Here is a 12,192-nt window from a genome sequence, read left to right on the forward strand (position 1 = left end):
CCGATACCGCCCTTTCCACCACCCCCCATACGGAGTCCGCGATGACCAAGCTTTCGAACTCGCTCGCGCAGGCCGATATTTCCACGGCGCTGCATCCCTATACCAACGCCCGCCGCCACGAGGAAAAGGGTCCGCTGGTGATCGAGCGGGGCGAGGGCGTGCATGTCATCGACAACACCGGCAAGCGCTATATCGAGGGGCTCGCCGGGCTGTGGTCGGTCGGCGTCGGCTTTTCCGAGCCACGGCTGGTCGAGGCGGCGCACAGGCAGATGCAGGCGCTGCCCTATTACCACAGCTTCGCGCACAAGGCGCATGAGCCGTCGATCCGCCTGGCCGAAAAGCTGATCGAGATGACACCTCAAGGACTTGACCGGGTGTTCTTCACCTCCTCGGGCTCTGAGGCCAACGACACCGTCGTAAAGATGGTGTGGTACATGAACAATGCGCTGGGACGCCCTGAAAAGAAGAAGTTTCTTGCTCGGACCAAGGGCTATCACGGCATCACCGTGGCCTCCGGCTCACTCACCGGACTGCCCTACAACCACATGGATTTCGACCTGCCCGCGATCCCGGTGACGCATCTGACCTGCCCGCATCACTACCGCTTCGGCCAGGAGGGCGAGAGCGAGGCGGCGTTCACGCAGCGGCTCTTGGTCGAGGCCGAGGAAGTGATCCTGCGCGAAGGCCCCGAGACCATCGCTGCCTTCATCGGCGAGCCGCTGATGGCGGCGGGCGGGGTCATGCCGCCGCCCGAGGGCTACTGGCCCGGGATCGAGGCGCTGTGCCGCAAGCACGACATCCTGCTGGTCTCCGACGAGGTGATCTGCGGCTTCGGGCGGCTCGGTTCCTCCTTCGGCTGCGTGCATTACGGCTTCACCCCCGACATCATGGTGACCTCCAAGCAGCTCACCTCTTCCTACATGCCGCTGGCCGCAATCGTATTTTCCGAAAAGGTCTACGACGCCATTGCTGACAACACCGCCCGGATCGGCACCTTCGGCCATGGCTTCACCGCCTCCGGGCACCCGGTGGCGACCGCCGTGGGGCTCGAGAACCTGAAGATCATCGAGGAGCGCGACCTGATGGGCAACGCCGCCCGGATGGGCGCGCGGATGCATGAGGGGCTTCGGGCCTTTGCCGATCACCCGCTGGTGGGCGAGGTGCGCGGCGCGGGGCTGATCGCGGGGCTGGAACTGGTTGCCGACAAGGCGACGAAGCGCCCCTTCGATCCCATCGGCAAGGCAGGACTCGCAGCTTTCGAGATCGGCCATGAGGAAGGGCTGATCATCCGCAATGTGGGCGACACGCTGGCGCTCTGCCCGCCGATGATCGTCACCGAAGGGAATATCGACGAGATCGTTGGCAAGATGGGTCGCATTCTCGACCGGACCGCCGATTGGGTTGCGAAGGAAGGGCTGGCCTGACGGCACGACGCGAGGCGGGCGGGCATTGCCCCGTACCGCCCCGCCATTCTGCCCTCCCTAGAGAAGTTCCTGTGCCCGTCAACTTGTATGATGAATATTGACGCCCTCGTGCAATCTGTCTTAGCAAAGTCATGACCATCATAAGAAGGTGCGCATCATGGACCCGCAGATTCTGAAATCGACCCTCGGGGCGGGTCTGTTGTCCTTCCCCGTGACCCATTTCGACGGCGAGAGCCGCTTTGCGCGTGACAGCTACGAGCGTCATGTCGGCTGGCTGGCGGGCTACCGGGCGCCGGTGCTCTTCGCGGCTGGCGGGACGGGTGAGTTCTTTTCCCTCGCCCCCGGCGAGATTCCCGAGATCATCCGCGCCGCCAAGCACAGCGCGGGCGAAACCGCCATCGTCTCGGGCTGCGGCTATGGCACCGAAATCGCCAAGGGCATTGCCCGCGATGCCGAAAAGGCCGGGGCCGACGGCATCCTGCTCCTGCCGCATTACCTGATCGATGCGCCGCAGGAGGGGCTGTTCGCGCATGTCCGGGCTGTCTGTGATGTGGTGGGCATCGGCGTCATGGTCTACAACCGCGACAATGCGGTGCTGCAGCCCGACACGCTGGCGCGGCTGTGCGACGCCTGTCCCAATCTCATAGGCTTCAAGGACGGCACGGGCGACATCGGCATGGTGCGCCAGATCACCGCGACGATGGGCGACCGGCTGACCTATCTGGGTGGTATGCCCACGGCGGAGCTTTACGCCGAGGCCTATCTCGGCGCCGGTTTCACCACCTACTCCTCGGCGGTGTTCAACTTCGTGCCCGGATTGGCCAACCGCTTCTACGCGGCACTGCGCGCGGGCGACCGCGCCGGTTGCGAGACGATCCTGAAGGAATTCTTCTATCCCTTCATGGCGCTGCGCGCCCGGCGCAAGGGCTACGCCGTCTCGGCGATCAAGGCGGGCGTCCGGATCGCGGGCTTCGAGGCGGGGCGCGTACGCCCGCCGCTCGACGAACTGACGCGCGAGGAGGAAGACATCCTCCGGGCGCTGATCGAGGCCCACGCGTCATGAGTGCCGCGATGAAGATCGCCGAGATTCGCACCTACATGTTGGAGCATCGGCTCGACACGCCGTTCGAGAGCGCCTCGATGCGGTTCGACCGCCGCCAGCACATGCTGGTCGAGGTGATCTGTGAGGATGGCACCACCGGCTGGGGCGAATGTCTCGGGCCCGCGGGGCCCAACGCCGCGATGATCGCCGCCTATGCGGGCTGGCTCCGGGGCATGGATGCGCTCGAGACCGAGGTGATCTGGGCCAGGCTCTACAACGCGCTGCGCGATCAGGGGCAGCGCGGCATCGCGATCACCGCGTTGTCCGGCATCGACATCGCGCTGTGGGACATCAAGGGCAAGCGCTTCGGCGCCTCGGTCTCGACGCTGCTGGGCGGCCGGTTTCGCGAGAGCCTGCGCGCCTATGCGACGGGCAGCTTTCGCCGCGATGGCGTCGACCGCGCCGCTGACAATGCCGCCGAGATGGCGGGTCATGCCGAGGCGGGGTTTCACGCGGGCAAGATCAAGATCGGCTTCGGCGTCGAGGAGGACCTGCGCGTCATCGCGGCGGTGCGCGAGGCGATCGGCCCCGAAATGCGGCTGATGATCGACGCCAACCACGGCTATGACACGGTGGAGGCGGTACAGCTCGGCCAGCGCGCCGCGAAGTTCGACATCGACTGGTTCGAGGAGCCGGTCGTGCCCGAGCAGATCGCCGCCTATCGCGAGCTGCGCGCCCGCCAGCCGATCCCGGTGGCGGGAGGGGAGACATGGCACACGCGCTGGGGCTTTCGCGAAGCGATAGAGACCCGCGCCATCGACATCGCCCAGCCCGACCTATGCGGGGTGGGCGGCTTTACCGAGGCACGGCGCGTGGCGGATCTCTGCGCGCTGCACGGCATCCGCGTGGTGCCGCATGTCTGGGGCACGGCGGTGCAGATCGCGGCGGCGCTGCAATTCATGGCGGCGATGGTCCCGAGCCCGGTGCGGCGCGACCCCATCGAGCCGATCCTTGAGTTCGACCGCACGCACAATCCGTTCCGGCAGGCCGTGGTGACCCGGCCGATCGAGCACGAGAACGGCGTGGTTGCGATCCCCGACGCCCCCGGCCTCGGGATCGAGATCGACCGCGACGCGCTGACCCGCTTCGCGCCGGGCGCGTGAACGATCAGCCGGTCGCGCCGCGCAGCAGCGCGCGGTAGCGCTGCTGGCTGCCTTCGAGATGATGGCGCATCGCCTGCCGCGCCGCGGTCGCGTCGCGTCTGAGGATCGCATGGACGATGCGGGCATGTTCGGCGGCAATGGCGGCGAGATAGGCGGCCCCCTCGCTCTGCCCCCCGGCCTCGGGATCGAGCGCACGACGCGGGATCACCTCGGGGCCGATCATGGCCAGAAACTCGGCAAAGCGGGGGTTGTTGCTGGCATGGGCGATGGCGAGATGCAGCGCAAAATCGGCCTCGGCGGTGTCCCCGCCTTCGCGCGCGCGGGTTTCCACCGCCTGCATCCGCGCGGCCATCTCCTCCTCCTGCGCCGGCGAGATCCGCCGGGCGGCGAGCCCCGCGGCCTCCACCTCGACGGCGGTGCGCAGCTCGAGCATTTCCAGAACGGTGGAGATCCGGGCGTAATCGATTTTCTGAAAGGGCAAGGCGGGCGCTGTCTCGGGCTTCAGCACGAACACGCCTGCGCCCTGGCGCGCCTCGACCAGCCCTTCGGCCCTGAGCGCCGCGACCGCCTCGCGCACCACGGTGCGGCTAACCTCGAACTCCTCCGTCAGCCGCGCCTCGCTCGGGAGCCGGTCCCCCGGCCCGTAACGACCCGCTTCGATCTGCGTGTACAAAGCGTCGCGCAGCCTGAGCACCAATGTCTTCCTGTGCCCTTCGGCGGGCATTCTCTTGGCCTGCACGGCAAACTCCCGATCACGGCGGTCCCGCCGACCTGTCATACAATACCCGCTCCACGCTACGGGACAATCTCACGCGCGATCCCGCCCCGCCACGAATGATAGGGTGAAGACCGATTTGTCCCGGCCTACCTCAACCGACACATCATATATATTGACCTAAATGAGGTCAGAACATCATATATGTTCAAGAACCCGACGAAAGGAAGACCGCATGATCGCCCGAATTCAGCCGTTTTGCCGCGGGCCTTGCGCAGGCCCGGATGCGGGCCCGTTCTGCATGGCAGGGATGCGACGATGAAGCGTCTTTTGATCACCGGCGCCGGGGGTGGCCTTGGCCGCATGCTCAGGCAGCGGCTCGGGCACATGGCCGAGGTCTTGCGCCTGTCGGACATCGCGCCGATGGCGCCTGCCGCCCTGGGCGAGGAGGTGGTCACCTGTGATCTGGCAGATGGCGCGGCGGTACGCGATCTGGTCGCGGGTTGCGACGGGATCGTGCATCTGGGCGGGATCTCGGTCGAACGCGAGTTCGACCTGATCGAAGCCGCCAACCTGCGCGGCGTCTACAATCTCTACGAGGCCGCGCGGGCGCATGGGCACCCGCGCATCCTCTTTGCCAGCTCGAACCACGTGGTCGGCTATCACCCCCAGACCGCCCGGCTCGGCCCCGACTGCCCGCTGCGCCCGGACTCGCTCTATGGCGTCTCCAAGGCCTACGGCGAGGCGATGGCGCATCTCTACCACGACAAGTTCGGCCAGGAGACGGCCATCGTGCGGATCGGCTCCTGCACGCCCGCGCCGGCGGATTGGCGGATGCTGTCGACTTGGCTCAGCGAGGATGATTTCGTGGCGCTGATCGAGGCTGTGTTTCGCGCGCCGCATCTGGGCTGCCCGGTGATCTGGGGCGCCTCCGACAACGATGCGGGCTGGTGGGAGAACACGGCCGGCCATCTGGGCTGGCGTCCGAAGGACAATTCCGCCGCTCATGCCGCGCATGTCCATCGCACCGTGCCCCGCCCCGAGGCAGACGCCTCCGTCGCCCGCTACCAGGGCGGGGTGTTCACCGATGAGCCGATCCATGGCGCATGGGACCAGCGCGCCGCAAAGCGGGCGGGCGATCGGGACTGATCCGTCCGCCGCTTCGGGGCCCGTCGCGGCGGGCCGGGCCTCAGCTGTAGGCGCCCGCGGAGTAGGTCAGTTCGTAGCTGTGGCTGTAGATCTCGAACACGATGCCGAAGGGGTCCTCGACATAGACCATGCGGTAGGGCTTGTCGTCTGGGAAATACTCGCCCCCCTGCCCCCGCGATGCCACCACGAGCTGTGGTTGGTCGGGCGGCGGGGGCGCGACCTGCCCGCCCGCGTCGCAAGCATCGCCCAGGACATCCGCGCCGTGACCGCCCGGCTCGACGCGAATTGAATGTTTCGCGGTGCAGCCGCACCGAATCCGGCGTAGCAGGGGCCGCAACGCAGACAGGAGTGAGGAACGGCATGACCAAGGGCAGCAGAACGGCGATCGTGACGGGCGGGCTTTCGGGGATGGGGCTGGCGATCGCCCGGCGGCTGATCCGCGACGGGGTGGATGTGAGCATCGGCGCGCGCCGGGGCGGCGATGCCGGGGCCGTCCGCGAGATCCTCGGCCCCGAGGGGATCGGCGCGCATGTCGCGGCGCTCGACGTGCGCTCCAACCAGAGCGTCGACGGCTTCGTCTCCGACGTCGTCGCGCGGCGCGGCGGGGTCGACATCCTCGTCAACGCCGCCGGGGTCTATTCAGAGGCTCCGGTCATCGGCCATCCGGACGATGTCTGGGACGACCAGATCGACACCAACCTCTCTGGCACCTTTCGCATGATCCGCGCCGTGATGCCGCATATGAAATCCGCCGGTTTCGGGCGGATCGTCAACATGGCCTCGGTCGCGGCGCATCAGGGGCTGGCCGACAACGCGGCCTATTGCGCCTCCAAAGCGGGGCTTCTGGGTCTGGGCCGCTGCGTCAGCCTCGAAGGGGCTGCGCATGGCATCACCTGCGTCTCGATCAGCCCGACATGGGTCGAGACCGAGATGCTGAAATCCTTCATCGACGCGGATATCGCGGCCAGTGGCAAATCGCGCGAGGAGGTCCGCGCCGATTACGCGGCCTCGAACCCGCAAAGCCAGCTGGTCCAGCCCGAGGAGATTGCCGAGCTGGCCGCGTTTCTCGTCAGCGGTGCCGGGCGGGCGATCACTATGGAAGACGTTCAGGTCAACGCCGGTTCGCTCTGGTAGGCGGCACGGCGGCGCGCGAGTAGGGCGGCGGGATCGCTGATCGTCTCGAACGGGGCATCGGAAACCCGCGCCCAGGCCGCGCGCGCCGCATCCGCCTCGAAGACCGCGTCGGCGCGCAGCGTGTCGGGATGCTGCGCGATCACGGCGGCAATGCCGCTGGGCAGCTCGACCGTTTCCAGCCAACCCTTGGTCGGCATCGTTCCTTCCGGCGCGATGCGCGCTTGCGCGATCAGGTTGTAGACCGGCGCACCCGGCCCGGTGACCGGGCCGAGCAGCAGAGCCGCGGCGGCTTTTACATCCGTCATGGGAAAGCACAGCCCCTTCGGAAAAGCATCCGCGCGGTAGGAGGCGGCGAGGATGGTTTCGCAGATGTCGCGCGGGTTCGGCGCGTCCAGATCGTAGAGCGAGGGCAGCCGCAGGATCGCGGCGGGCACGCCCGAAGCGGTGATCGCCGCCTCGGCCGCGATCTTGGCCGCGCCGTAACCGGTGCAGCCCTCCCACGCCTGAGCCGGGGCCTCGGGCCATGGGCCGCCCCGGTCGGGGAACACCGCGCTCGACGAGGTGAAGCGCAGATCGGCCCCGGCGGCGCGGCAAAAGGCGAGCACTGTCTCGATGCCGCGCGCCGACCATTCCAGCATTTCGGCCCGGCCCACCGCCATGTTGACCATGGCCGCGCAATGCACCACTGCGCCGACCGATGCCGCCAGCGCGTCATGCGCCGCCTCGTCCAGCCCAAAGCGCGGCGCGTCGAGCGCACCGGGCACCATGACATAGCGGTTGGCGGCGACGCCATGCGCCCGAGCCGCGGCATCGAGCCGCTCGCGCGCATCGCGGCGCTTGTCGCGCACGAGGCAATAGACGACATGTCCGGGCGGCAGATCGCGCGCGGCGCGTGCCAGCACGTGCCCGCCCAGAAAGCCGGTCGCCCCGGTCAGAAGCAGGCCGGGCCGCTCGAAGCCCTCGCTGGGCGCCGCCGAGCGCCCTTCCCCTGCCAGAAGCCGCTCGAGCCGGGCCAAGGGCACGCTCATCGCCAGATCGAAATCGACCGGGCCGTCATGGATCCGCTCCAGCTCAAGGATCAGGGCCACGCCCATCAGGGAATCCCCGCCCTGGTCGTGAAAGCTCAGCTCGGGGTCGATCCGCTCGGGCGGGCAGTTCATCGCGCGAGCGGCGGCCGCGATCACCGGGCTTTCGGGTGGGCGTTCGGCGCCGCCCTCCTCCCCGGCAGGTTCCGTCACCGGCGGCAGGGCGCGCAGGTCGGCCTTGCCCGAAACCGGGTGCAGCGGGATCGCGTCGAGCTGCACGAGAAAGGAGGGCACGCAATAGGCGGGCAACACCGCGCGCAACTTGGCGGTAAGCGCGGCGGGCATCCGGTTGCTGCCCGCCCCGATCCCCCAGCGTGCCGCATTGGCGCGCGCCTGCTCCGCATCGGCCGAGAAGTAGAAGACCAGCGCCTGCCCGCGCGTGCCGACCTCGCCCACCCAGGGCACGCCCTGGGCAAACTCCAGCCGGTCCTGCAGGCTCTCGGTCAGCTCGCGGGTCTGGATCGAGAAGCCGCGCAGCTTGAGCATATGGGCCACGCGCCCGATGATGTGCAGCGCGCCCGCCTCGTCGACCCAGGCCTGATCACCGGTATCGTAAAGCCGCGCAGACCGCCCGCCGAGGGTAAGCTCGCGAAACCGCAGCGCCGTTTCCTCAGGGCGGTTCACATAGCCCGGCCCCAGCATGCGCGGTCCTTCGAAATGCAGCTGGCCGGGCGTGCCCGGCGGGCAGGGCCTGTCGTTCTCGTCGAGGATCACCGCGCGCAGATGCTCCATCGGCACCCCGACCGAGACCGGCCCGTCGCCTGCGGGCGCGGTGAGCCGGGAGATGCAGATGTCGTGGGTTTCGCAGATGCTGTAGAGGTTCCAGAGCGCGGCATCCGGCACCCGGTCGAGCGAGCGGGCGATCAGCGCGTCGCCCACCACCTCGCCGTTGAGCACCACCCGGCGCAGCGGCAGGGCGGCGGCGGTGTCGCGGTCGATCGCGCCGAGGAAGGTGTCGTAGAAGGACGGCGTGAACAGCATCTCGTCGATGTCGTTGCGGATCAGGAAGTCGGCCAGCCCGCGCGGCGCCATCAGCACGTTGGGATCGGGAAACCACAGCTCCGCGCCGTGGCGCAGCGGGCGGAACATCTCCCAGATCGCGAAGATATAGATGCCCACCCGCTGGCCGGGGGCGTAGGGGGTGAAGGCATCGCGCCATTCATAGGAGAGGCGCGCCGCGTCCTGCGTGACGGGGATGCACTTGGGCTTTCCGGTCGTGCCCGAGGTGGCCACGAGGTAGATCGGATCCTTTGCCGCGACCGGCGCGGGGCGCAGCTCGGCGGCGGGTGCAATGTCAATCCGCTCCAGCAGGGCGCGCGCGTCCAGCGTTCGGCAGTCCTCGGGGAGCTGCCCGGGGGCTGCGTCCTGCGACAGGATCACCAGCCCCACCTCAAGCTCCGACAGGATATTGCGCAGCACCGCGCGCGGCATGGCCGGGTCGAGATGCACGAAGGGCCGCCCTTCGATCACGCAGGCCACGGCGCTCGCGGCCATGGCGAGGCCCGGCGACCCGAACAGGGCGACCGCGCCCGCGCCTTGCAGAAACGGCGCAACGAGGCGGACGAAGCCTCCGAGTTCGCCATAGGTGAGGCGCGCGCCATCCTGCGCCATGGCGGGGCGCGCGGCATGCGTCTCGATGGCGCGCACCAGATCGGCGGCAACGGTCTGGGTCAGGGACATGGCATCGGTTCCTCGGGGCGCGGGCCGGGCGCAGGGCCGGCCTTATGGGGGTCGCATCGCGCCCCGTGCCGGCGCGACCGCGCGCCGGAGGGCGACAGGCGGATATGTGGCCAAGATCGGACGCGACTACAACCAATGCCTGCACACGGATCGCCAAGCGGCCCATGAAGGCCCGGGCGACCGGCGGCTTTCGGCGCAGACCTCACCACCGGTGCCGAAATGGTGACCGGAACAGACCGGGAAGGCGGGGGGTTGTCGATTGGATGCTGCCCGTGTCGAGGCGGCCGCTGCCGGAGATCGCCTTGTCCCAAGCCCATGTAAATCGCATCGCGACATCCGTTCCCGGCAATGAGATCCACGGCTACTTTCGGCAGTTCGCGGCCGCCAGCCTGCGTGACAAGCCGCGCGAGCAGAAGCTGTTTCTCAAGATGAGCGAGAAGTCGGGGATCGAGCGGCGTCATTCCTGCATCGAGACCGCCGAAGACGCGACGGGTCCGGTGGTGGACCGGGCCGGCATGTTCCGGCGCGGCGCCTTTCCCGGGACGGGCGAGCGGATGGGTTTCTACGAGACCCACGCCGCCGATCTCGCCATGCGGGCGATCGAGGGGCTGAAGCTGGAAGATCCGCGCGAGATCACCCATCTCGTGGTCGCCAGCTGCACCGGCATGTCGGCGCCCGGGCTCGACCTGCAGATCCTGCGGCGGCTCGGCCTTGCCCCTTCGATCGAGAGGACACTGATCGGTTTCATGGGCTGTTACGCCGCGATCAGCGCGCTCAAATCCGCGCGCCACATCGTGCGATCCGAGCCGGATGCCAAGGTGCTGGTCGTCAATTGCGAGCTGTGCACGCTGCATCTCAAGGAGACGACCGATCTCGAACAGCTGCTGACCTTCTCGATCTGGGGCGACGGTGCCTCGGCCGCACTGGTCACCGCCGAGCCCACGGGCCTTCGGCTCGACGGGTTCAAGGCGCTGCTCGCGGGCGAGGCGGACGAGCTGATGACCTGGAACGTGCGCGATGACGGCTTCGACATGGTGCTGTCGGGCCGGGTGCCCGCGACGATCCAATCGGTGCTCGGCGCGCATCGGGCAGAGATCCTGGGCAACCGCGACGTTGCGGAGATCGACCTGTGGGCGGTGCATCCCGGCGGGCGCTCGGTGCTCGATGCGATTCAGAAGACGCTGGATCTCGCCCCCGAGGCGCTGGCCCCATCGCGCGAGGTGTTGCGCGACAACGGCAACATGTCCTCGGCCACGGTGATGTTCGTGCTCGAGAAGATGCTGGCCCACGGCCAGCCTGGCCAACAGGGCATCGGCATGGCCTTCGGCCCTGGTCTCACTGCCGAGACCATGAGCTTCGGCGTGGCGGCGTGAGGCTTTCGGCGATGCGGCGACAGCTGGTGCCCGAAATGCTCGATACGCTGCCCGCCGACGATCCGCGCGCGCGCGCCTCGCGCGCCGATCTGCGGCGCATCAACGCGCTGATGTTCAACACCCGCATCGCCGCATCCCTGATCCGCGCCCATGCCTCATGGCCGCCCCGCGATCTTGTCGATCTGGGCTGCGGCGATGGCATCGGGGCGCTGCGCCTCGCCCGCGCGCTCGGCCCGGTGGAGGGCGCGCCGCGCCTCGTGCTGCTTGACATGCAGCCCGTGGTGACGGAGCCGACGCGGCAAGCGCTCGGCGCGCTCGGCTGGCGTGTTGAACTGGCGACCAGCGATGCGCAGCGGTGGTGGGCAGCGCAGGCCGACCGGGTCGATCTCGTCGTGACCAACCTGTTTCTCCATCACTTCGAGGGTGCCGAACTGCGCGGGCTTCTCAATACGCTCGCGGATCGTGCCCGCCATGTCGTGGCGACCGAGCCGCTGCGCACGCCCGCCTCCTACCTTGCCGCGCGGGCGGTGGGCGCGATCGGCGCGAATGCGGTGACACGTCACGATGCCCCGGCGAGCGTGCGCGCGGGGTTTCACGGGATGGAACTGTCGCCGCTCTGGCCCGGCGAGGTCGGCTTCGAGGGGCGGCGCGGGCCGTTCACCCATGGTTTCGCGGCGCGGGGAGTGCGGCATGACGCATGACGCCGTCATCATCGGCGGCGGTCCGGGCGGTGCCTCGACCGCGATCGGGCTGGCGCGCGCGGGGCGGCGCGTGGCTCTGATCGAGCGCGCCGCGTTTCCCCGGCGCAAGGTCTGCGGCGAGTTCATCTCCTCGGCCAGCCGTCCCGTTCTCGACGCCCTCGGCGTCGCCGAAAGCTGGGACGCCGCCGCGGGTCCCGAGATCCGGCGACTGGCCCTGTTCATGGGCGAACGTGTGGTGACGGCACCGATGCCCGCCTCCGGCGGGCCGGGCCGCGGCCTGGGGCGCGACGTGCTCGACGGGTTGCTGCTCGATCAGGCCCGACGCTGTGGCGTCGAGGTCTTTCAGCCCTGCCGCGCCACGGGCTTCGACCGGGTTGGGGCGGGCCACGCGGTCGCGCTGGACACGCCGCAGGGGGACAGGACGCTCGCCGCCCCGGTGCTGGTCGCGGCGCATGGCTCGTGGGATCGTGGCCCCCTCCTCACCCAGGCCACCAAAAGCCACGCCCCCCATGACCTGCTCGGCTTCAAGGCGCATTTCCTGAACAGCGGTCTCGATGCGGAGCTGATGCCGCTTCTGTCCTTTCCGGGCGGTTATGGCGGCATGGTGCGGGTCGACGGCGGGCGCGTCTCGATCTCCTGCTGCATCCGGCGCGACGCGTTGCAGGGCCTGCGGCAACCGGGCCAGGCTGCGGGCGATGCGCTCGAGACGCATTTGGCGCGCTCCTG

The 12,192-nt window shown here is 68.8% G+C and carries 10 protein-coding genes and 1 pseudogene; 8 read left to right on the top strand and 3 right to left on the bottom strand.

Annotated features, from left to right (window positions below):
• The first annotated feature begins 41 nt into the window (after positions 1-41).
• The 3 genes from NHG85_RS14280 to NHG85_RS14290 all read left to right on the top strand — a co-directional run bounded on the left by NHG85_RS14280 (position 42) and on the right by NHG85_RS14290 (position 3,629).
• A complete protein-coding gene (locus tag NHG85_RS14280) occupies positions 42-1,424 on the top strand; it encodes an aspartate aminotransferase family protein (protein ID WP_253333503.1) in 1,383 nt (460 codons plus the stop codon).
• A 157-nt stretch (positions 1,425-1,581) separates the two neighbouring features.
• Positions 1,582-2,487, top strand: a complete 906-nt coding sequence (kdgD, locus tag NHG85_RS14285) for a 5-dehydro-4-deoxyglucarate dehydratase (RefSeq protein ID WP_253333505.1) — start codon at positions 1,582-1,584, stop codon at positions 2,485-2,487.
• An 8-nt stretch (positions 2,488-2,495) separates the two neighbouring features.
• A complete protein-coding gene (locus tag NHG85_RS14290; protein ID WP_253333507.1) occupies positions 2,496-3,629 on the top strand; it encodes a mandelate racemase/muconate lactonizing enzyme family protein in 1,134 nt (377 codons plus the stop codon).
• A gap of 4 nt (positions 3,630-3,633) precedes the next feature.
• On the opposite strand, the gene NHG85_RS14295 is transcribed toward NHG85_RS14290, so the two are convergent.
• On the bottom strand, positions 3,634-4,368 hold the full coding sequence (locus NHG85_RS14295; protein WP_253333508.1) for a FadR/GntR family transcriptional regulator: 735 nt from the start codon (positions 4,366-4,368) through the stop codon (positions 3,634-3,636).
• Between the two features lie 294 nt (positions 4,369-4,662).
• Here NHG85_RS14295 and NHG85_RS14300 point away from each other — a divergent pair, with 294 nt between their 5' ends.
• The gene (locus NHG85_RS14300) at positions 4,663-5,493 is read left to right on the top strand and encodes an NAD-dependent epimerase/dehydratase family protein (protein WP_253333510.1); all 831 of its coding nucleotides are present in this window, start codon (positions 4,663-4,665) and stop codon (positions 5,491-5,493) included.
• Positions 5,494-5,533: 40 nt separating this feature from the next.
• Here NHG85_RS14300 and NHG85_RS14305 read toward each other — a convergent pair.
• Positions 5,534-5,653, bottom strand: a pseudogene (locus NHG85_RS14305) (glyoxalase); the annotation flags it as partial.
• A gap of 200 nt (positions 5,654-5,853) precedes the next feature.
• On the opposite strand from NHG85_RS14305, the gene NHG85_RS14310 reads away from it, so the two are divergent.
• Positions 5,854-6,627 carry an SDR family NAD(P)-dependent oxidoreductase gene (locus tag NHG85_RS14310; RefSeq protein ID WP_253333512.1) on the top strand — a complete coding sequence of 258 codons (774 nt, stop codon included), beginning with the start codon at positions 5,854-5,856 and terminating at the stop codon, positions 6,625-6,627.
• Here the strand turns inward: NHG85_RS14310 and NHG85_RS14315 are convergent.
• Positions 6,600-9,392, bottom strand: coding sequence for an AMP-binding protein (locus tag NHG85_RS14315; protein WP_253333514.1), 2,793 nt, complete (start codon positions 9,390-9,392; stop codon positions 6,600-6,602). The two genes, NHG85_RS14310 and NHG85_RS14315, sit on opposite strands and share 28 nt — an antisense overlap.
• 302 nt (positions 9,393-9,694) lie before the next feature.
• Between NHG85_RS14315 and NHG85_RS14320 the strand changes: the two genes are divergently transcribed.
• From NHG85_RS14320 to NHG85_RS14330, 3 genes are all read left to right on the top strand, one after another.
• A complete protein-coding gene (locus NHG85_RS14320; protein WP_253333516.1) occupies positions 9,695-10,765 on the top strand; it encodes a type III polyketide synthase in 1,071 nt (356 codons plus the stop codon).
• A gap of 11 nt (positions 10,766-10,776) precedes the next feature.
• On the top strand, positions 10,777-11,466 hold the full coding sequence (locus NHG85_RS14325) for a methyltransferase domain-containing protein (protein WP_253333518.1): 690 nt from the start codon (positions 10,777-10,779) through the stop codon (positions 11,464-11,466).
• Positions 11,456-12,192, top strand: a 737-nt coding sequence (locus NHG85_RS14330; protein ID WP_253333520.1) for an NAD(P)/FAD-dependent oxidoreductase, incomplete at its 3' end; no start/stop codon positions are given. The genes NHG85_RS14325 and NHG85_RS14330, both read left to right, overlap by 11 nt.

The sequence above is a fragment of the Limimaricola litoreus genome, from assembly GCF_024159025.1.
GTDB lineage: Bacteria > Pseudomonadota > Alphaproteobacteria > Rhodobacterales > Rhodobacteraceae > Limimaricola > Limimaricola litoreus.